Below are 19896 nucleotides of genomic sequence, written 5' to 3' on the forward strand. Positions count from 1 at the left end.
GCTGGGTGTGACCCTCGTCAGCGGCCTGGGCGTCATTCTCAGCCCGATGGCGGCGGTCGCCGCACCCGCAGGTGCGCCCGCAGCCCACGTCGACCACCACGACGCGCAGCACGAACTGGACAACCCCTTCGAGGAGAAGCGTCGCGCGCTGCGCCAGGCCGCGCTGACGAAGGTCCTGACCGGGAAACTCAAGCCCCAGAACATCAACGGCAGCGTGGTCGCCAAGGTCGGCGCCACCGACGACGGCAGCCCGGGCCTGGCCCGGGGGCGCGCGGCGCACCGCGACCAGTACGTGGAGCTCCAGCGGGAGAAGAACGACAAGATCTTCGTGATCCTGGCGGAGTTCGGCAACGAGCGGCACCCCGACTTCCCCGATGTGGACGAGGTCCCGGCCGTACCGGGCCCGGCGACCTTCGAGGGCCCGCGGGTCAACCAGATCCCGCAGCCCGACCGGGTCAAGGACAACAGCACGATCTGGCAGAAGGACTACTCCGCCGACCACTTCCGCCAGCTCTACTTCGGCAAGGGCCAGGGAGCCGAGTCGGTCCGCACCTACTACGAGTCGCAGTCCTCGGGCCGGTACAGCGTCGACGGCACGGTCACCGACTGGGTCAAGGTCAGGTACAACGAGGCCCGCTACGGCCGCTCGTCCGACGACCCCGCGGACGCCAACGGCGACAACCCGAAGGTCTGCAACGACCACATCTGCGACACGACGTGGGAGCTGATCCGCGACGCCGCCAACCAGTGGGTCGCCGACCAGAAGGCCAAGGGCAAGACGACCGACGAGATCAAGCGGGAGCTGGCCTCCTTCGACACGTGGGACCGGTACGACCACGACCGCGACGGCGACTTCAACGAGCCCGACGGGTACATGGACCACTTCCAGATCGTCCACGCCGGTGGCGACGAGGCCGACGGCGACCCGCAGCAGGGCGAGGACGCCATCTGGAGCCACCGCTGGTACGCGTTCAACGACCAGGTGGACGTCGGCGGCCCCGCGAACAACAAGCGCGGCGGCGCCCAGATCGGCGACACCGGCCTGTGGGTCGGCGACTACACCATGCAGCCGGAGAACGGCGGCCTCAGTGTGTTCGCCCACGAGTACGGCCACGACCTCGGCCTGCCCGACGACTACGACACCACCGGCGCCGGTGACAACAGCAGCGAGCACTGGACCCTGATGGCGCAGAGCCGGCTCAACGAGAAGGGCGGCATCGTCGGCACCAAGCCCGGCGACCTCGGCTCGTGGCAGAAGCTCCAGCTCGGCTGGCTCGACTACGAGATCGTCCGCGCCGGGCAGAACAGGACCCTGGAGCTGGGCCCGCAGGAGTACCAGTCGGACAAGCCCCAGGCCGCGATCGTCGTCCTGCCGAAGAAGGAGGTCACCCGCCAGTTCGGCCAGCCGGCCGCGGGCGCCAGGCAGTACTGGTCCGGCAACGCCAACGACCTCGACACCACGATGACGCGCATCCTGGACCTCGGCGGGAAGACCAAGGCGACGCTGGCGGCCAAGGCCCGCTTCGCCATCGAGGAGTGCTGCGACTTCGCCTACGTCGAGGCCTCGACCAACGGCAAGGACTGGGCGGCCCTCGACGGCACCGTCGGCGGCAAGCCCTTCACCCGCGACAGCCTCGGCCGGCCGCGGTTCAGCGGCGTGAGCGCCACCTGGACCGACCTGGTCGTGCCGCTGGACGCCTACGCCGGTCAGGTCGTGCAGGTCCGCATCCACGCCCGCAGCGACGGCGGCCTCAACGAGGGCGGCCTGTTCGTGGACGAGATCCAGGTGACCGCCGACGGCGCGGTCGTCCACGCCGACGGCGCCGAGGGCGGCGCCAGCTCGTGGACGCTGGCCGGGTTCTCCGCGGTGGCGGACAAGGTCACGGAGACGTTCGACAACTTCTACATCGCGGGTAACCGGACCTACGTCAAGTACGACAAGTACCTCAAGTGGGGTCCGTACTTCTACGGCTACCCGAAGAAGCCGGACTACGTGGACCACTACGCCTACGAGGAGGGTCTGCTCATCGGCTACATGGACACCTCCGTCGAGGACAACAATGTCTCGGCCCACCCGGGCGAGGCGCGTTTCGGCTACGTCGACGCGCACCCGGAGCCGATGCTGAACCTCACCGGCGCGCCGTGGCGGGCCCGCGTGCAGCTCTACGACGCGCCGTTCGGCCTGCGCCGCGTGGCCTCGCACACCCTGCACGTCAACGGGCTGCCGAGCCTGCTGCGCAGCAAGCCCGCGCAGCCGCTGTTCGACGACACTCAGCAGTACTGGTTCGCGGAGCTGCCCAACCACGGGCTCAAGCTCCGCAAGGCCGGCGTGAAGATCAAGGTGCTGGAGGAGAAGGGCACGAGCGTCAAGATCCAGATCTCCTAGCACCGCGGCACCACCGACGCGCCACCCCCACCGGATCCTGGCCCCCTCACCGGGCCCGATCCATCCGGGGTGGCGCGTCGCTGCCTACCCCCTCCGACGCGGCGGGTCACCCCGCGGTTCCGCGAGCGGCCGCCGCGCGCGCGAGCCGTCCGTGGCCTTCCGCACCGGGCGCGACTTCGCCCCGGTCGGGCGCCGGGCGGCGGGCACACCGAACGACCCCAGCGGCAGCACCACCTCGCCCGGCCGGCGGCGGCCGTCGGCGGGGTAGCGCCGTCGGCGGCCAGCGACCCGCCCCACTCGGGGCCGCGTTGTCGGCCGGTGCGGCTCGGAGTCGCCGGCCTCGGCCGGACGCCGCGCGCGGTACACGCCCGGTCGGTATCGTGATCGTCGGCGTGCCGGGAAGTCTGGTCGGCGCTCGGCCGGTGCCGCCGGTCGAGCTTCCGTGATCCGCCGTGCCCGCGGCGGTCGCCGGCCTCGGAGGCAGCTTTGCCCGCACCACACCGCCGCCGCTCACCGGCCGCCCGCACACGCCGCTCACCGGCCACCGACGAGCGCCGCCCCCGGACCACCGGCGAGCGCCGCCCGCGGGTGGCCGACGAGCCCCTCGCGCAGGCCACCGGCGAGCGCCACTCCCGCGCCGCCCGCGAGCGCCGGGACCGGCGGCGGCTGCACCGCCGCGCCGCCCGGGCAGCCGGCGAACTGGCCCGCTACCTGCGTACCGAACAGATCGGCGGGCTGATCCTGCTCGCCGCGGCGGCCCTGGCCCTCGTCCTGGCCAACTCGCCGTGGGCGGCCGCCTACGACGCGGTCGCCGGCACCCGGTTCGGCCCCGCGGCGCTGCACCTGGATCTCACCGTCCACGCCTGGGCCACCGACGGCCTGCTCACGCTGTTCTTCCTCGTCGCCGGCCTGGAGCTGAAGAAGGAGCTGGTCACCGGCGACCTGCGCGACCCGCGGACCGCCGCGCTGCCGGTCGTCGCCGCGCTCGGCGGGATGGTGGCCCCGGCACTGGTGTTCCTCGCCGTGGCGGCCGGGCGGCCCGGCGCCGCCGCCGGCTGGGCCATCCCCACCGCCACGGACATCGCCTTCGCGCTGGCGGTCCTCGCGCTGGCGGCCCGGCGCCTGCCGGCGAACCTGCGGCTGTTCCTGCTGACCCTGGCCATCGTCGACGACCTCGGCGCCATCGCGCTGATCGCCGGCCTCTACACCGACCACGTCGCGCCCCTGCCGCTGCTGGCCGGACTCGCGGCGGTGGCGGGGTGGGCGGCCCTGCAGCACCTGCGGGTGCGCGCCTGGTGGGCGTACCTCCCGATCGGGCTCGTGGCCTGGGGCTGCGTCCACGCCTCCGGGGTGCACGCCACGGTGGCCGGCGTCCTCCTGGGCCTGGCGACCCGGGCGACCCGGGACCGCGGCGAGGGCGCGCCGCCGGTGGAGCGACTCGTGCACCGGATCCAGCCGCTGTCGGCCGGCGTCGCGGTACCGCTGTTCGCCCTGTTCGCGGCCGGGGTGGGCGTCGGCGGCGACGCGCTCGCGGGCATGGTCACCGACCGGCTGGCGCTGGGCGTCGTCGCCGGGCTGCTGCTGGGCAAGACGGTGGGCGTGCTCGGGGCCTGCGCGCTCGCGGTCCGGTGGGGGGTGGCCACGCTGCCGCGCGACGTCGGGTGGCGGGACCTGGCGGCGGTCAGCGTGCTCACCGGGTGCGGCTTCACCGTCAGCCTGCTCGTCACGGAGCTGGCGTTCGGTACGGACGCCCGGGCCGACCGGCTCAAGCTGGCCGTGCTGACCGGCTCGGTCGCCGCAGCCGCCGTCTCCGCGCTGCTCCTGCGCGGGCGGGTCCGGGCGCGCACGGCGTAGGCTGTCGGCCATGCGCGGTCCGGCGGAGGAGTCGTGCGTCCTCGTGGACGGGCCGTGGACGCACCGGTTCGTCAGCGCCAACGGCAGCCGCTTCCACGTCGTGGAGGCCGGCACCGGGCCGCTGGTCCTGCTCCTGCACGGCTTCCCCGAGTTCTGGTGGGCCTGGAACGACCTGCTGCCGGCCCTGGCCGATGCCGGGTACCGGGCCGTCGCGGTCGACATGCGCGGGTACGGCGCCAGCGACAAGCCGCCGCGGGGGTACGACGGCTACACCCTCGCGGCCGACGTGACCGGCCTCATCCGCGCGCTCGGCGAGCGGACGGCCGCCATCGTCGGCGCCGGGTCCGGCGGCATGGTCGGCTGGACGGCGGCGGCGTTCCACCCGGCCATGGTCCGCCGGCTCGTCGTGCTCGGCGCGGCGCACCCGCTGCGCCTGCGCACCGCGCTCGTCGTGGACCCGCGCGGGCAGGGCGCCGCCGCGACGCCGACCCTGCGCTTCCAGGTCCCCCGGTACGAGCACGTGCTGACCCGGCACGACGCGGCGCTCGTGGGTGACCTGCTGACCCGCTGGGGCGGCGACGCGTGGGTGGCCGGGCCGGACTTCGCGCCGTACGCGGCGCGCTGCCGGGAGGCGATGCAGATCCCGCAGGCCGCGTTCTGCGCGATGGAGGGGTACCGGTGGTCGTTCCGCTCGGTGCTGCGGCTGCACGGGTACCGGTTCGTGAAGCTGATGCAGCGGCCGACGCCGGTGCCGACGCTGCAACTGCACGGCGGGGCGGACCGGGCGATCCTGGCCCGCACCGCCCAGGGCTCGGGCCGCTACGTCAGCGGGCCGTACGAGTGGCGGCTCCTCGACGGCATCGGGCACTTCCCGCACCGGGAGACCCCGGAGTACGTACTCGGCGAAATCCTCCGTTGGGTCAAGTAACCCTCCCCTAACGCCTGGATCCGGGCCCCCGGGCGGGGGACCCGGCCGCGTCGGACCGACCGAGGTCCACTCTCGACTCCGTACGCTGCCGGGCGGGACGGAGGACGCGACGGTGCTGACACGACGACGACTGCTGCGCTACGGCGCCGCCGGTGCCTGCGCGCTCGGCACGGCCGCGCTGGGTGTGGAGCGGGCCACCCGCGGCGAGGCGGCGACGGCCGCCGTACCCGACCTGACGGCGCGGGGGCTGCGGGCGCTGGGCGGTACGGCCGCCCGGCACGTCGGCCGCCTGGTCACGGTCGCCCGGTACGCCGACGCCGGGGGCGCCACCGTCGCCAAGGCGTTCATCGACGGCGTGGAGCTGCACGTCATGGCGCATCCGCGCGGCGGCTACGTCAGCGCCGTCGCCCACTACGAGCGCCGCGGGACCTTCGCCGAGGCCGCCGCGCTCGCCGCCGTCCGCCTCGACGGGCTGGCGCTGCTGCCCCCCGACCACCACCACTGACCGTCGCTCCGCCCCCCGACACCCACCACCGGAGCAGCGCCCCGCCACCCCCGACATCCAATACGGAGCGTCGTCCCGCCACCCGGACACCCGCCACAGAGCATCGCCCCGCCATTCCGACACCCCCACGAGAGGACGCGATGACCGTCGTCCGGCAGGACCAGGCCACGCTCGACCCCGCCCGGCGACGGGCGTTCCTGGCGGCCCTGCTCGCCCTCAAGCGGCAGCGGCCGGCCGGCGCGGAGCTGAGCGTGTACGACGGGTTCGTCCGCACCCACGACCGGTACTTCCGCGGCGTCGCCGGTGCCGTCGCCACCCACGCGCACGGGGCGTGGTCGTTCCTGCCGTGGCACCGGCGCTTCCTGCTCGACTTCGAGGACGCGCTGCGCGCCGTGGACCCGCAGGTCAGCGTCCCGTGGTGGGACTGGCGCCGCGGGGACGCCGGACTGTTCGCCGACGACTTCCTCGGCCCGGCCGACGACCGCGACCCGCACGACAGCCCGCTGTTCGCCGCCGCCACCTGGCCGATCGCGGTACCGGGGCAGCTCGGCAGCGCCACGCTGCGGCGCCGGCTGCGGCCCGCCGCGCTGCCGCGGCGCGTGGCCGACGACTTGGCCGAATTCGCCGAATTCACCGAGGCGCTGGAGGAGGGGCCGCACAACGCGGTGCACGTCGCGCTCGGCGGGCACATGGCCTCCGGGGCGTCACCCAACGACCCGGTCTTCTGGCTGCACCACTGCTTCCTGGACCGGCTGTGGTCGCGGTGGCAGGACCGGTACGGCGCCGACGCGTACCCGGCGCGCGGCAGCGGGCGCAACCGCGGCCGCTACGACGCCATCGGGCCGTGGCCGATCACGCCCGACGAGGTGCTGGACCACCGCGCCCGGTACACCTACCCGGGGTGAGTCAGACCCGGGACTCGCGCAGGTCGACGACCTCGTGCGCGGGCACCCAGCCCTGGTACACGCCGAAGTCGAACTCCTCCAGCCCGAGCCGCTCGGCGACCGGGCGCAGGCCGCCGGTGTACTCGACCCGCAGCCACTCCTCGTGGGCGCCGAGCACCAGGAACGGCGCCTCGCGCCAGGTGCAGACGGTGCGGACGTACGTCAGCTCGGTGATCTCGCCCGCCGGCACGACCCGCCGGAACCGCCCCGGGCTGATCTCGGCGAAGCCGTCGGCCGCGTCGCCGCGGTAGATCCGCACCTCGCTGCCGTCGGGGCTGGCCTCGTACTCGGCGCCGGACCACCGGGCCAGGTAGCCGTCGCGCATCACACCTCCTCCACCCGGCGCCACCGGGCGCGGTCGGCGTCCAGGACGGCGACGAGCAACTGGGTGCCGTCGGCGCTGACCCGCCAGAGCTGCGCGCCGTGCGGCAGCCGGACGCTGTCGACCTTCAGCTCGCCGATGCTCTCCCGGCTCGCGCCCGGGGCGAAGCCGTTGCCGCGGAACGGGGGGCGTTCGATGACCCAGCCGTGCACCTCGCGGCGGCCGTCCTCGTCCTGGCCGCCGTACGGGACCCGGTAGAGGTCCGGGCAGTGCGCCGCCCACCGCAGGACGTGCAGCACCGACGAGTCGCCGGTGAAGGGGCTGCCGGGGTAGCCGAGGCCGAGCGCGAAGATCAGCGAACCGGGGGTCTGGAGGTGCGCCACCTCGTCGGCCCGCTGGACGAAGCCGGAGACGCGGTCGTAGCCGCGGTCCAGGTAGTAGTCGAGCTGGTCGGGGCGGATGACCTTCTGGAGCACCGGGCGGCGGGGTGGCGGGTCGAGTGCGAGGCCGCCGCTCTCGGGCACGCGTGCGGCCTGCCGGGGCCGGGGTACGGGCTCGGGGCCGGGCGGCGCCGGTGCCGCGCCGGCCGGCGCCGTGACTGATGCCGCGGTGGCGGGTGCGGCGTCGGCCGGCGCGGTGGCGGGTGCGGCGCCGGGTGCCGCGGGGGTGCGCGTCACGGGAGCTGGCGCGGGCGGCACCGCCGCAGCGTCCGCGCGGGGCACCGTCGCGGACGGATCGGGTACCGACGCCGTCACCATGCCCTTGTCGAGCGCGAGCAGCGTCAGTGTGTCCGCCTCGGAGTCCGGCGTGGTCGGCGGGCCGGCGGCGGAGTCCGCGGCCGGCGGCGGGTCGACGGCGGGCGGAGCGGGCTGCCGCGCCGCGGTCAGGTGCGGCGGAGGCGTCGGCGGCGCGGTCGGGGGCGTCAGCGGCGCGGAGGTCGGCGGTACCGCCTCCGGCGCGGCCCCCGGCAGGACAGCGGTCGGCGTCGCGTCACCGCCCCTCGCCTCACCGCCTGTCACGTCACCGCCTGTCACGTCACCGCCCCTCGCGTCACCGGCCGTCATGCCGCCGGTCATCGCGTCACCGGTCATCGTGCCGACGTCCGCCAGGTCACCAGCGGCGGCGGCGCGCGGCCGGTTCGGGGGTGACGCGGCCAGGGACGACGAGGCCAGCGGGGAAGCGGCGGACGGGAGAGTGCCGGCCACCTCGGCCGGTCCCGCGCCCGCGGTGCCAGGTGAGAGCAGCGAGTCGGGACGCGACACCGGCGCGTCCGCAGCCACCGTTTCCCGGGGCGCAGCTTCCCGGGGCGCAGCTTCCCGGGGCGCAGCTTCGGAAAGCACGGCCTCCCGGAGCACGGCCCCCCGCAGTGTGGCCTCCTGAGGCGCGTGATCCCGGGGCGGCAGCTTTCGCGGCGCTGCCTGCGCAGCTCGCGCGGCGCCTGTCGGTGCTCTACTTCCTCGCGGTGGGCTCGTCGCCGACCGCTCCGCTCCCGAGGTCCCCGTGTCTGCGGGCACAGGCGCCGGGGACAGGAGCGCGGTGGGGTCGTCGTCCGCGGCCGGGGACACGGCGTGCGGGTCGGCTCTCCCGGCGGCAGGCTCCGGCGGTGGGTCGATGTCGGGCGCGGACGGTACGGGTCCGGCCGGCCCGTGCTGCCGTCGGGGTGGAGCGTCCAGTGCCGCCGTGAGCGCGCGGGTCGCCATGGTGATCAGGTTGCCGCCGGGGATCGTCGACGCCAGCGGGGTACCGGGGTCGACGGCGCAGGACTGCTCCGGGCTGGGCCAGGCGGCTAGCAGGTTCAAGAAGCGCACCTGCACCGGCAGCGCCTCCCCGGCCGCGCGGTGCGGTGCGGTGTACACGGCGATGGCGTCCGCGTCACCGGTGCGCACGGTCGGCCACCGGAAACCGGGCTGGCCCGGCGCCACGCCCGCCGGGGTGAACGGCGACCCGGGCAGCCACACAGTCGCGGACAGCAACGCGGCGACGTACCGGTCGGTGTCCCCGTCCGCCAGCGCGGCCGCCAGCGCCTGCTCGACATCGTTGGCCGGCGCGAAGGCGTGGTCGGTACCGAGGTGGCGCGCCGCGGCGGGGTCGGCGCCCGGCGTCCCTGCCGGTCCGGGCGCGTAGGCGCCGGGCGGACGGTCGCTGGGCGGGCGGGCGCCGGGCGGACGCGGCGGAGCGGACTCGCCGGCCGCGGCGAGCCGCTGCTGCCGGCTCCACCAGCTCGGGCGCTCGGCCGCGCCCGCGAGGTCGGGCGCGGCGGCGGGGCTGACCGGCCGGACCAGCCGCGCCTTCTCCCCCGCCAGCAGCGCCTGACGGCGCGAGAGCGGCGCGCCGGAGGTCGGCGACAAGCGACTCGCCGCGTCGCCGCCCGCACCCCTGCCGGGCGACGGCGCGGCGGACGCCGTCCGCTCAGGCAGCGCCCGCTCAGGCACGATCCGCTCAGGCACCGCCCGGTCGGGCAGGATCCGCTCAGGCGCCGTCCGGTCAGGCGGGGTCCGGTCAGGCGCCGTCCGGTCAGGCGGGGTCCGCTCGGGCAGCGGCGGGCCGGACGGCGTGCGGTCAGGCAGCGTCTGCGACGCGGAGCTTCGGGTAACCGCGCCCGGCGCGGTCGCGGGACCCAGCGAGGACGGCGCGGGCGGGAGGTCGAGGCGGGCCGTCTCGTCGGCGTCCCGTGGCTCGGGGTGGTCCTGCGGTGCGCCCGTCGACCGCTGGGCCGGTGCGGCGCCGGCCGACGCCGCCAGCCCGGCAGCGGCGACCGCGGTGGGGGCGGTGGCGACCTCGGGACCGTACGTCGCCGCGGCCCCGCGGTCGTCGGCCCCCGGACCAGCAGGCCCAAGGTCAGCAGGCCCGGGGCCGGCAGGCCCGGGGCCGGCGGGGCCAAGGTCGGCGGGGCCGAGGTCACCAGGTCCGGGGCCGGCCGGGCTGAGGTCGGCCGGCGCGGGGTCGAGGGTGCGGGGGTCGCCGTGGGCGTCGGTCGGCACCGGTGCCGCCGCCGCGCCGATCGGTGCGGGCGCCGGCAGGGCCGCGACGGCGCGGCGGGCCGCGGCCGGTACCCGGGCACTGGCGCGCGCCGGCCGGGCCGCCTGGCCGGCGGCGTGCTCGGCGTCGCCCGGCAGGCGGACGTCGCCGCGGGCGACCTGGGCGACGAACCACGCCGGCAGGTACCCCTCGATCGGCAGCCCCGGGTTGACGGCGAGCCACCACTCGACGTGCGGCCACTCGTCGGCGAGCGCGGCGTACGGCATCCGGCGGACCTCGACGCCGTGGTCGCCGAGGCACTCGCGCAGCGCGGCCTCGGACGTGAAGGCCAGGATGTGGGTACGCCCGCCCGTGGTCCAGGTCCCCCAGCCGACGGCGTCCCCGGCGGACACCGGCAGTAGCAGCTCGGTGGCGGCCAGTACTCGGAAGTACCGCTCCTGGTCGGTGGCCCGGAGGGCGTCCCGCATGGCGATCTCCGGCTCGGTGGCCGGCTGCCACACCGTCACGGCGACCCTCCTCTCCACCTCCGGTCGCGCCGCCGCGCGACCGCGCACGCGGCCCGGACACCTTACCGGCGCCCGAAACTATCCAGTCGTTTCGTCCACATGCAATCCCGGGGCGCGTGCCGCCGCCGACGCGCGGGCAGGTGGGCGCGGTGCCGCGGCACGGCCTGCCGCCGCGGGCGCCGCATGCAATCCTGTCGGATGCGGCGGGCCCGCGCCAGACGCGCGCGTGCGGCTGGCGGCCCCGCTAGCACAACGCAGCGGAAAGGGAGACGATGCGGGCGTCGGCCGTGTTCGCGCTGGCACTGTCCGCGGTCGGGCTGCCGGGGGTCGCGGTGGTGCTGCCGGCGGCGCCCGCCCACGCCGCCTGCCGGCCCGACTCGGCCGCGGGGATCCGCGCGGACGCGCGCTCCTGGGCGCTGGAGGCGATCGGGCCGGACCGGGTCGCGCCCTTCGCCGACGGGACCGGCGTCGTGGTCGCCGTCCTCGACTCTGGCGTGGACCGGCGCCACCCGCAGCTGCGCGACGCGGTGCTCCCGGGCGCCGACTTCCTGGGCGGGGGCAGCGCGGCCGCGGACTGTGTCGGCCACGGTACGGCGGTGGCCGGGCTGATCGCGGCGGCGCCGCGCGCCGGGGTGACGGTCCGGGGGCTGGCTCCGGGGGCGCGGATCCTGCCGGTGCGGGTCAGCGAGCAGCGGACGGTCGGCGGGCGGGTCACGGGGCGGGCCGCGCCGCCGGGGCGGCTGGCCGAGGCGGTCCGGTGGGCCGTCCGACGGGGTGCCCGGGTGCTGAACCTGTCGCTGGTGCTCGACGAGGACGTGCCCGCCGTGCGCGCGGCGGTCGCCGAGGCGGTCCGCGCCGACATCGTGGTGGTGGCCGCGGCCGGCCGGGCGGGCCACCGCGACCGGACGCCGTACCCCGCCGCCTACCCGCAGGTACTGGGCGTGGGCCCGGCCGGCCCGCGGGGGGCGCCGGTGCCGGGCGCGCCGGCCGGCCCGCACGTGGACCTGCTGGCCCCCGGCCAGGAGGTGCTGGTGCCGTGGCCGGGCGGGTACGCCCAGGTGACCGGCAGCAGCTTCGCGGCACCGGCCGTCGCGGCCGCGGCGGCGCTGCTCCGGCAGCGCCACCCGCACCTGACCGCGGCGGAGGTGGGCGCGCGCCTGCGGGCGGCGGCCGACCCGGCGCCGGGGGCGGCGGCCGGCGCGGGCCTGCTGAACCCGCACCGCGCCCTGACGATGACGATGTCCCCCGCGGCGGCGGGGCCGACGCGGCTGGCCACCCGCCGGCGGGATCCGGCGCACGCGGCGACCGCGCGGCGCCGGGCGGACCGCGCCGCCCTGGCCCGCACCGTCGCCGCGGCCGGCGCCGCCGTCCTGGCGGCGGCCGGCGTGGCGGCGCTGGTCCGCCCCCGGCGGCGGGGACGGCTCACTCGAACAGCGCGCGATTGCGCTGCTCCGTAGCCAGGTAGTCGGCGGCGGAGTCGTCCACGGCGGCCTGGATGTCGCGGAGGATCGCCGCGAGGTCCGCGCCGGCCCGGCGCCACCCCTGCTGGCGCTGCTCGTACGCCGCCCGGGCCTCGCCGGACCAGGTCGCCACGAGCGGCGCGGCGTCGCTCTCCACCTGGTCGAGCTGGGCGGTCAGCGCGTGCAGCGCGGTCTGGATGTGCGCCGACGCCTGCTGGAGGGCGCCGAACTGGACGACGAGTACTTCGGACAAGGCTGCTCCCCCGGGCTACAGCGGTAGGTCCACGCCGCGGTGGGTGGTGCCCATCCGCTGCGCGGCGTCGGAGTCGGCGGCCGCGTACCGGCCCCCGGACGTGCGGATCGCCTCGGCGGTGCCGGCCAGGGCCGTCCCCAGCGCGGCCTGGTCGGCGGCCCACGCCTCCTTGACCTGGTGGAAGGAGCGGCCGCCGGCGCCGCGCCAGGCGGAGTGCAGGGCCTCCAGCTCGCCCATGAGGCGGCGCAGCATCCCCTGGAGGGAGTCGTTGGCGGCGTCGAACCTGGCGGCCGTCGCCGCCATGACGGCGGCCTCGGCCTGGGTTTCGGACACGGGTCCGGTTCACCTCGATCTCGGGTGGGGCGGGCCGCGCGGCGCCGCCTGCCGGGGAGGTGACCGCGGCCACCCCCGCACACGTGCCGCCGACGCTAGTCCGCTGGCGCCGGCCGGCGACAGGCCCGCCGCGCCGACTGTCGGCAATCTGTCACTTGCACCCGGTACCGGTTTCAGCCGGCCGGGTCGTGGACGGCGGCCGCGGCGGGGTCGAGGCCGGGCCCGGCCGGCAGCAGGCCGAGGACGGCGGCCGGCAGCCGCCGCGGCACCACGCCCGCGTAGCCGAGCGCCCGGACCGCCTCGTCGCCGCCCAGCGCGTACCGCCGCCCGACATCGGTCACCAGCGACACCGCCCCGACCGGTACCCCCGCGTCGGTGGCCTGCACCAGCGCGCCGCCGCCGGGCGGCACCGCCACGAGGTCCACCCCGCCCGGCGCCGGCCGGCCGGTCGGGACAGCCGCTGCCGGATCGCCGGCCGGGACCCGCAGCCGCACCTCGGCAACGCCGTCGTCGCCGACGACCGCACACAGGCCCCCGGGCTCGGCGACCAGCGGCGGCGCGGTGGGCGGCGGCGCCGCCGCGGGCGCCGTCCGGACCGGCCGCTGCGGTACCCGGGCGAAGGCGGCGACGCCCAGCGGCCGGGCCGTGCCGTCGCCCCGCGGGTCGGCGGCGAGCAGCAGGACCGCCTCCAGCGGCGACAGGGGCGCGAGTCCGCCGGCCACGGCGACGGCGTACTGGTCCGCGGCGCCGGCCTGCCCGCGGACCACGTAGACGTCCCCGACGCGCGCGCCGGGCAGTTCCCGGACCGCGCGGCCGCGCCCGGGCGGCGGAGCCGCGTCCAGGTCGGCCCCCGGCGGCAGGCTGTTCACCAGCGCCGCCGCGACGGGCGTCGCCGGGTGCCGCGACCAGCCCAGGGCCCGGCGGACGGCGACCGGGCGGCGCAACTGGTACCGGCGCTGGTGCCAGACCAGGTACTCCGCCCCCGCGGCGCCGACCAGCAGGCCCCCGTCGCCCAGCGGCGCCCCGCCGCCCGGGGTGCGGCCGACGTGGAGAGTGGCGACCGGCCCCGCCGCCCGCTCCGCGGAGCACACCGACCACGGGCCGGCGGCCAGGTCGCGGCGGGCCGGTACGGCGTCGGGCGCCCCCCGGATGCCGACCGGCAGGCCGCGCGGCGCGCCGGCCAGGGCGGCCCGGCCGACGCGCCGCGGCGCGCTCCCGCCGCCCAGCAGCAGCGCGGAGGCCAGGTTGGCGACCGGATGCAGCCGGCCCTCCCGGTAGACGTACCGGGCGCCGGTCTCCCGCACCACGAGGACGGCGTCGGGCCGCCGCCAGCCCTCCCGGCCGCCCCCGGCCAGCGCCCCCCACGCCGCGGCCGCGCCAACGCCGATGGCGGCGACCAGCACGCCGGCCAGGGTCGCGCCCGCCGCCCGGCGGAACGGGGCGTGCACGGGGTCCGGCTCGCGGGTCACCAGCGCCGACACCACCCGCTGGACGGCGAACTGGTACGAGTGCAACTGGTCCTGCCGCGTCGCCATGTGCCCCCTCCCCGCCGGACAACCTAGCGGCCCGTCCGCGCGGCCCGCCGCGGGCGGGCGCACCCGGCGTCCACATCGGTCCCCCTACGATGGCCGGCGTGACCACGCCGACCGCCGACCGCGCGCCGGCCGGCCGGCGCCGCGTCCGCGCCGGCCAGATCGCGGCGGCGCAGGCAGCCGTCGCCCTGCCGGTCGCGCTGGCGCCCCACGGTGCGGGCGCCGTCGCCGGGGCCGCGGTCGCCGCCGCGGCGGTGCTGGGCCTGGCCTGGGCCCGGCCGCGGCACCGCTGGCTGTACCAGTGGCTGGGCGTGTGGCTGGACTTCGCGGTCCGCCGCCGCACCCCGGCACCGGGGCCGGACGGGCTGCTGGCCTTCGTCGCGCCCGGGACCCGCGTCCTGCCCGCGACGCTGGCCGGCGACGAGGCGGCGGTACTGGCCGACGGGTACGGGCTCACCGCGGTCCTGGAGGTCGGCGGGTCCGACGAGGTCCTCGCCCCGGACCCGGTGGCGCTGCCCGACCCGGCCGCGCTGGGCCACACCGCCGACGGCCTCCCGGTGACCGCGCAGTGGGTGTGCGACATCCGGCCGGCCCCGGCCGCGCACCTGGGCGACGGGCCGGTGGCCGCCTCGTACCGCCAGCTCACCGGCGGCCGGGCCGCCGCCGGTGCGCGGGCCCTGCTCGCACTGCGCGCGCCGGCCGACCGCGGTACCGACGCGGACCTGCGCCGGGCGCTCGGCGCGGCCGTCCGCCGGCTCCGCCGCCACCATCCGGAGCTGGCCGCCCGTGCGCTCGGGCCGGCGGCGCTGCGCCGCGCGCTCGCCGCGCTCGCCCACCACGACCCGGGCCGCCGCGGCCGGGAGAGCTGGTCCGCACTGCGCCTGGGGCCGCTCGTCCAGGCCGGCTACCGCCTCTCGCCGGACGCCCGCCGGCCGACCGGTGTCGGCCCGCCCGACGGCGCCGGCCCGCTGGACGGGCTGTGTGCCCTGCCGGCCGCGGCGGTGACCGCCGCCGTGACCGCGGGTCGGCCCACCACCGTGCGCCTGGCGGCTCCGGACCCGGCCGCGCTCGCCGCCGCGCACCGGGCGCTGCGGGCGCTGGCCGCCGCCGGGGGCGCCCGGGTGCTGCCGCGCGCCGGCCGGCAGCGGCAGGCCCTGGCGGCGACCCTGCCGCTGGGCGCCGCCGACCGGCCGCCCCGCCCGGGGAAACCGACCGGCCGCGGCGCCGCGGGCGGCCCGGGCGCCGGGCGTGGTCCGGGGGCGCCGTGGCCGCTGGGCCTGCCGCCGGCCGGTCTCGTGCTGGGCGCCGACCGGGACGGCGCGCCGGTGCTGGTGCGGCTGTTCCGCGCCGCCGCGACCCGGGCGCTGCTCGTCGGCGGGGTGTCCGCGGCGCAGGTCGTCGCGGTCCGCGCGCTGGCGCTCGGCGCCCGCGTCGTCGTCGAGACCACCCGCCCCGGCGCCTGGGAGCCGTTCGCCCGGGCGGCCGGCTCGCCCGGCGCCGAGGTGGTCGTCCGGCTGCCGGGTGCCCCCGCCGCCGACGGCGACGGCGCGGCGGGGCCGCTGCGGCCGGTGCTCGCCGTGCGCGACGCGGGGCCCGCCGGCCACGACCTGCCGGCGGACGCCGCCTGGCACGCCCAGCTCGTCGTCCGGGACACGGTCGCCGCCGCGGACAGCGCGACGCTGGCCCTGGCCGACCTCGTCGTCCTCACGCCGCTGCCGGCCGCCGAGGCGGCGCTCGTGGGCGGCGTGCTCGACCTCGGCGGGGGCCGCCGACTGGCTGACCCGGATCCGGCCCGACATGGTGGCCGTGGTGAGCCGGCGGACCCTGCGCTGGGCCGCGTGGTCACTGACCGCTACCGAACGGCGGCTCACCGCGCTCGCCCCGCCGCGCTGACCCGGAAGTCCGCGGACCTGGCGCGGCTGTGCCACGATCACGGGCATGGGCATCGTGCTTCGCCTCGGCATCAGCGCACTGGCGCTGTGGATCGCCACCGTCGTCGTCGACGGCATCCGGGTCACCACCGACTCCGTACCGCAGCAGGTCGGCACCCTGCTGCTCGTGGCCGCGATCTTCGGCGTCGTGAACGCCGTCCTCCGGCCGCTGATCAAGCTCGTGGGCTGCGCGTTCTACCTGCTCACCCTCGGCCTGATCGCGCTGGTGGTCAACGGCGCGCTGTTCCTGCTGACCGGCTGGATCGCCGACCGGCTCGGCCTGCCGTTCGAGGTCGCCGGGTTCTGGCCGGACGCCGTCCTCGGCGCCCTGATCGTCGGCGTCGTGAGCTGGCTGCTCAACCTGTTCGTCCCCGACGGCAGCGACCGCGACTGACAGGGGCCGCTCCGGAGGCCACTCCTTACCGATTGGCCTGCGACGCGCCCCGCCCCGCTCGTTACGGTCGGTGACATGGCACAGGCGGACCTCCGGCGCGGATACCTCTACGCCGTCGGCGCGTACGCGGCCTGGGGCGGCTTCCCGCTGTACTTCCACCTGCTCGCCCCGGCCACGGCGCTGGAGATCCTCGCGCACCGGGTCGTCTGGGCCGTGCCGCTCCTCATCGCCGTCGTCGCCCTCACCCGCGACGGCCGGTACGTCGGCGCCCTGCTGCGCCGCCCGCGCACCCTGGCCGGCGTGGCGCTCGGCGCCGCGCTGATCGCCGTCAACTGGGCCCTGTTCGCCTACGGCGCCACCACCGCCCAGGTCGTCGAGGTGGCGCTGGGCTACTTCGTCAACCCGCTGGTGACCGTGCTGTTCGGCGTCGCCGTCCTCGGCGAGCGCCTGCGCGACGTCCAGTGGGCGGCGGTGGGCGTCGGCGCGGCGGCGGTCGCGGTCCTCACCGTCGACTACGGGCGGGTGCCCTACCTGGCGCTCGGGCTGGCGGTCACGTTCGCCGCGTACGGGCTGGTGAAGAAGCGGCTCGCGCTGCCCGCCGCGCCGGGGCTGTGCGCGGAGTCGCTGGTCCTGGTGCTGCCCTGCGCCGCCTACCTGGCCTGGCTGCTGGCCGGCGGGCGGGCAGCCTTCGGGCAGGTGTCGCCCGGCCACACCGCGCTGCTGGTGCTCTCCGGCGCGGCGACGGCGGTGCCGCTGCTGCTGTTCGCCGGGGCGGCCAACCGGCTGCCGCTGGTCGTGCTCGGCCCCCTGCAGTACCTGGTGCCGGTGCTGCACCTGGTCTGCGGCGTCCTGGTCCTCGGCGAGCCCATGCCGCCCGCGCGGCTGGCCGGCTTCGCGCTGGTCTGGGTCGCGCTGGCCCTGCTGACCGCCGACGCGGTCCGCCAGGCGCGCCGGACGCCGGACCCCGCGCCGACCGGCGCGGGGCCGCCGCGGGCGGACGCCGCGGCGCCCGCGGACGGGACGCCACCGGCTACCGCGGCACCTCGTACGTGACGAGCCGCTGCCCGTTGTCGGCCCGGACGACCTCCAGCCGGGTGAGCTGGTCGCCCGAGAAGCGGGTCACGCCGTCGAACGCGACGACCGGCCCCCCCGGCTCGGCGACCCAGGAGCCGACCTGTTCGCGGGAGTCGTCGGGACCGTAGGCCAGCAGGCTCACCGTCCACGTCGGCGCGTCCGGGCCCGTGTCGGCGTACCGGCACAGCATCCGCACCGCCGTGCCGTACCCCTGCCGGGTCAGCCCCAGCTCGGCCGTCAGCGGGATGTCCCGCGAGACCGGCACCATCGCCACCAGGCGCGGCGCGCTGGCGGCGCCCGACCGGGTCGTCGGAACGGTCGTCCGGGCCGCGTCGGCGTCGCTGGGGCCCTTGCCGGCCCCTCCCGGCAGCAGCGCCGCGACGCCGACGACCGCCGCGAGCGCCGCGGCGGCCAGGCCGCCGCCGACGAACGCGCGGCGGTGGCGCCGCAGCCGCCCCGGCCGCCGGGGGCCGCCGGTCCGGGCGGTCGCGTGCGGGGCCGGTCGGAGCGCGGCCAGCGGCCGCGGCGAGGAGCGCAGCGCCGACGGCGCGGGCGGCAGCGCCGTGGCCCGGCCGCCGCCGTCGCGGGGTCCGGGCAGCAGGCCGGGCTCGCGGGCGAGCAGGTCCTCGGCGGTACCCGGGTCGAGGCGGGCCAGCAGGCCGGGCAGGACGGCGATCTCCGCGACCGCCTCCCGGCAGTCGGGACAGGTCTCCAGGTGCTGTTCGTACTCCGTCCGCTCCGCCGGCCCCAGTGCGCCGAGGACGTACGAGGCGTCGCTGTGTGCGTGCGGACAGCTCATCGGGTCACCCCCATCTCGTCCAGTGCGACCTTCAGGGAGCGCAGAGCGTAGTGCGTGCGGGATTTGATCGTGCCCGGCGGGACGCCGAGCCGCGCGGCGGTGTCAGCCACCGAGCGTCCGTGGTAGAAGCATTCGAGCAGTACCTCCCGGTGGACGGGGGACAGCCGGCGCAGCGCCTCGGCGACCGTCCACGCCTCGACGGCGCGTTCGGTCTCGTCGACGGCGGGCGGCGGTTCGGGCAGTGTCTCGGGGTACACCTCGCCGACGCGGGCGGACCGGCGGCGCCACCCGTCGATGGCCAGGTTCCGGGCGGTGGTGAACAGCCAGGCCCGGACCGACCCCCGGTCGGGGTCGAGGGACTCCGGGTGGCGCCAGGCGCGCAGGTACGTCTCCTGCATGAGGTCCTCGGCGCCCTGGCGGTCGCCGCGGGTGAGGCGCAGGGCATGCGCGAACAGCGCGTCGCCGTGCTCGACCTGCACGGCGCGCAGGCGCGCGTCGCTCCCGCCGGTCACCGGCGCATCTCCGTTTCCACGCGTACGTTCACGGCCCCCTCCACGTCTCCCACCCCTACGTACGGGAGGACCCCCGCTCCGGTTCACCGGCGGGCGGGGCGAACGTGGTGCGGTGCGGCGGCGGCGCGGGAGGTGGGCGGTTTGTCGCCCGGGATCCGGCCGGACGGCCGACAGCGGCACCTCAGGCCGCGTCGGCGACCATGGCCTCGGTGACCGCCCGGGCGACGGCCTGGAGCCGGGAGCGGACCAGGCGCGCGGCGGGCATCATGTCGGCCGCCGGCAGGGCGCAGGCGACGGCCAGGCGCCGCTCCAGGTCCCGCTCGGCGGTGACCACGACCGCCGCCGTCGCCACGCCGCCGCGGAACTGCCCGATCTCCATCTGGAGACCGCGCCGCTCGCCGGCCGCGATATCGGCTTCGAACGTTTCCGGCGTCGTCAACGTGGAGGGGGTGAAGGGTCGCATCCCCCAGTCCTTGAGGTACCGCAGCCGCTGGTCCGACGTCAGGGTCGCCAGCAGTGCCTTGCCGAACGCGGTGGCGTGCGCCCCGTCGTCGAAGCCGGGCACGAACTCGTCCAGCCGGGGCGAGCGGACGCCCTCGGCGACGGCGGTCAGGGCCACCCGGCCGCCGACGAACCGACCCAGGAGGTGGCTGTGCCCGCTGTCGGCGGCGGCGCGGTGCAGGACCTCGCCGACCGCGGACGGGCCGCGGAAGGCGACGACGAGTTCGCGGAACCGGTCGGCGATCTCCAGGCCGACGACGTAGGTGCCGTCCTCCCGCCGGGAGACGTACCCTTCGTAGGCGAGGGTGCGGACGAGGTGGTACGTCGTGGCGACGGTCAGCTCGCAGCGGCGGGCGATCTGCTTCACGGTCAGCCCTCTAGGCGCGCGGCCGACCGCCTCAAGTACCCGCAGCGCACGAGAGACGCTGCGGATGAGGTCGGAAGGTTCCGCTAGGGGGTCACGCACAGACCACCTCCGCCGCCGGGGAGCTACACCATATGAAATTGGCTCGCACCAGGAAATGCCCGTTCGGATCAATCGAACGGGTGAGTTAGACCACAGGCGAGTGTGGCGAGCGCCACCGGCGGTGTCCAGTACTCGTTAGGCCATATTTCCGCCTCGCGGGTACCGGTGCGGTAACGCCGACCCCCGAACTGCCACTCACGATGTATCCGATGTGCAC

General features: G+C 77.4%; 17 protein-coding genes. 8 read left to right on the top strand and 9 right to left on the bottom strand.

Annotation, left to right across the window (positions count from 1 at the left end):
- Nucleotides 1–46: 46 nt before the first annotated feature.
- The 5 genes from IEY75_RS05810 (at nt 47) to IEY75_RS05830 (ending at nt 6578) form a co-directional block, all read left to right on the top strand.
- Nucleotides 47–2386 carry an immune inhibitor A domain-containing protein gene (locus IEY75_RS05810; protein ID WP_189113382.1) on the top strand — a complete coding sequence of 780 codons (2340 nt, stop codon included), beginning with the start codon at nt 47–49 and terminating at the stop codon, nt 2384–2386.
- A gap of 486 nt (nt 2387–2872) precedes the next feature.
- Complete coding sequence (nhaA, locus tag IEY75_RS05815) at nt 2873–4240, top strand: Na+/H+ antiporter NhaA (RefSeq protein WP_229789382.1); 1368 nt, start codon at nt 2873–2875, stop codon at nt 4238–4240.
- Nucleotides 4241–4250: 10 nt separating this feature from the next.
- Nucleotides 4251–5168, top strand: coding sequence for an alpha/beta fold hydrolase (locus IEY75_RS05820; protein ID WP_189113162.1), 918 nt, complete (start codon nt 4251–4253; stop codon nt 5166–5168).
- 112 nt (nt 5169–5280) lie between these two features.
- Nucleotides 5281–5673 carry a tyrosinase family oxidase copper chaperone gene (locus tag IEY75_RS05825; protein ID WP_189113163.1) on the top strand — a complete coding sequence of 131 codons (393 nt, stop codon included), beginning with the start codon at nt 5281–5283 and terminating at the stop codon, nt 5671–5673.
- 140 nt (nt 5674–5813) lie between these two features.
- The gene (locus tag IEY75_RS05830; protein WP_189113164.1) at nt 5814–6578 is read left to right on the top strand and encodes a tyrosinase family protein; all 765 of its coding nucleotides are present in this window, start codon (nt 5814–5816) and stop codon (nt 6576–6578) included.
- A 1-nt stretch (nt 6579) separates the two neighbouring features.
- Here IEY75_RS05830 and IEY75_RS05835 read toward each other — a convergent pair whose 3' ends face one another.
- Both IEY75_RS05835 and IEY75_RS05840 read right to left on the bottom strand, forming a co-directional pair.
- Nucleotides 6580–6942, bottom strand: coding sequence for a UCP033725 family protein (locus IEY75_RS05835; protein ID WP_373290214.1), 363 nt, complete (start codon nt 6940–6942; stop codon nt 6580–6582).
- Complete coding sequence (locus IEY75_RS05840; protein WP_189113166.1) at nt 6942–10424, bottom strand: SseB family protein; 3483 nt, start codon at nt 10422–10424, stop codon at nt 6942–6944. Before IEY75_RS05840 ends, IEY75_RS05835 begins: the two co-directional genes overlap by 1 nt.
- Nucleotides 10425–10696: 272 nt before the next feature.
- On the opposite strand from IEY75_RS05840, the gene IEY75_RS05845 reads away from it, so the two are divergent.
- Nucleotides 10697–11881, top strand: a complete 1185-nt coding sequence (locus IEY75_RS05845) for a S8 family serine peptidase (RefSeq protein WP_189113167.1) — start codon at nt 10697–10699, stop codon at nt 11879–11881.
- On the opposite strand, the gene IEY75_RS05850 is transcribed toward IEY75_RS05845, so the two are convergent.
- The 4 genes from IEY75_RS05850 to IEY75_RS05865 all read right to left on the bottom strand — a co-directional run bounded on the left by IEY75_RS05850 (nt 11847) and on the right by IEY75_RS05865 (nt 15873).
- The gene (locus tag IEY75_RS05850) at nt 11847–12137 is read right to left on the bottom strand and encodes a WXG100 family type VII secretion target (RefSeq protein ID WP_189113168.1); all 291 of its coding nucleotides are present in this window, start codon (nt 12135–12137) and stop codon (nt 11847–11849) included. The two genes, IEY75_RS05845 and IEY75_RS05850, sit on opposite strands and share 35 nt — an antisense overlap.
- A gap of 15 nt (nt 12138–12152) precedes the next feature.
- Nucleotides 12153–12470 (bottom strand): WXG100 family type VII secretion target, encoded by a 318-nt coding sequence (locus IEY75_RS05855; RefSeq protein WP_189113169.1) that lies wholly within the window; start codon nt 12468–12470, stop codon nt 12153–12155.
- Between the two features lie 173 nt (nt 12471–12643).
- Nucleotides 12644–14005 carry a type VII secretion protein EccB gene (gene eccB, locus IEY75_RS05860; protein WP_189113170.1) on the bottom strand — a complete coding sequence of 454 codons (1362 nt, stop codon included), beginning with the start codon at nt 14003–14005 and terminating at the stop codon, nt 12644–12646.
- 23 nt (nt 14006–14028) lie between these two features.
- On the bottom strand, nt 14029–15873 hold the full coding sequence (locus tag IEY75_RS05865) for a hypothetical protein (RefSeq protein ID WP_189113171.1): 1845 nt from the start codon (nt 15871–15873) through the stop codon (nt 14029–14031).
- A 67-nt stretch (nt 15874–15940) separates the two neighbouring features.
- On the opposite strand from IEY75_RS05865, the gene IEY75_RS05870 reads away from it, so the two are divergent.
- Together IEY75_RS05870 and rarD are read left to right on the top strand one after the other, a co-directional pair.
- Complete coding sequence (locus tag IEY75_RS05870; protein ID WP_189113172.1) at nt 15941–16327, top strand: phage holin family protein; 387 nt, start codon at nt 15941–15943, stop codon at nt 16325–16327.
- A gap of 75 nt (nt 16328–16402) precedes the next feature.
- The gene (rarD, locus tag IEY75_RS05875) at nt 16403–17380 is read left to right on the top strand and encodes an EamA family transporter RarD (RefSeq protein WP_189113173.1); all 978 of its coding nucleotides are present in this window, start codon (nt 16403–16405) and stop codon (nt 17378–17380) included.
- Here rarD and IEY75_RS05880 read toward each other — a convergent pair.
- From IEY75_RS05880 to IEY75_RS05890, 3 genes are all read right to left on the bottom strand, one after another.
- Complete coding sequence (locus tag IEY75_RS05880; protein ID WP_189113174.1) at nt 17358–18200, bottom strand: anti-sigma factor family protein; 843 nt, start codon at nt 18198–18200, stop codon at nt 17358–17360. The two genes, rarD and IEY75_RS05880, sit on opposite strands and share 23 nt — an antisense overlap.
- On the bottom strand, nt 18197–18712 hold the full coding sequence (locus IEY75_RS05885; protein ID WP_189113175.1) for a sigma-70 family RNA polymerase sigma factor: 516 nt from the start codon (nt 18710–18712) through the stop codon (nt 18197–18199). Before IEY75_RS05885 ends, IEY75_RS05880 begins: the two co-directional genes overlap by 4 nt.
- Before the next feature lie 181 nt (nt 18713–18893).
- Nucleotides 18894–19679 carry an IclR family transcriptional regulator gene (locus IEY75_RS05890; RefSeq protein ID WP_189113176.1) on the bottom strand — a complete coding sequence of 262 codons (786 nt, stop codon included), beginning with the start codon at nt 19677–19679 and terminating at the stop codon, nt 18894–18896.
- Nucleotides 19680–19896 lie beyond the last annotated feature (217 nt).

Origin of the sequence: Pilimelia terevasa (genome assembly GCF_014647915.1) — a bacterium.
Lineage (GTDB): Bacteria > Actinomycetota > Actinomycetes > Mycobacteriales > Micromonosporaceae > Pilimelia > Pilimelia terevasa.

Coding starts and splice junctions, on each gene's coding strand:
- IEY75_RS05830 (WP_189113164.1), top strand. CDS start 5,814: ATGACCGTCGTCCGGCAGGACCAGGCCACGCTCGACCCCGCCCGGCGA.
- eccB (WP_189113170.1), bottom strand. CDS start 14,005: ATGGCGACGCGGCAGGACCAGTTGCACTCGTACCAGTTCGCCGTCCAG.
- IEY75_RS05845 (WP_189113167.1), top strand. CDS start 10,697: ATGCGGGCGTCGGCCGTGTTCGCGCTGGCACTGTCCGCGGTCGGGCTG.
- rarD (WP_189113173.1), top strand. CDS start 16,403: ATGGCACAGGCGGACCTCCGGCGCGGATACCTCTACGCCGTCGGCGCG.
- IEY75_RS05870 (WP_189113172.1), top strand. CDS start 15,941: ATGGGCATCGTGCTTCGCCTCGGCATCAGCGCACTGGCGCTGTGGATC.
- IEY75_RS05880 (WP_189113174.1), bottom strand. CDS start 18,200: ATGAGCTGTCCGCACGCACACAGCGACGCCTCGTACGTCCTCGGCGCA.
- IEY75_RS05810 (WP_189113382.1), top strand. CDS start 47: ATGGCGGCGGTCGCCGCACCCGCAGGTGCGCCCGCAGCCCACGTCGAC.
- IEY75_RS05835 (WP_373290214.1), bottom strand. CDS start 6,942: ATGCGCGACGGCTACCTGGCCCGGTGGTCCGGCGCCGAGTACGAGGCC.
- IEY75_RS05820 (WP_189113162.1), top strand. CDS start 4,251: ATGCGCGGTCCGGCGGAGGAGTCGTGCGTCCTCGTGGACGGGCCGTGG.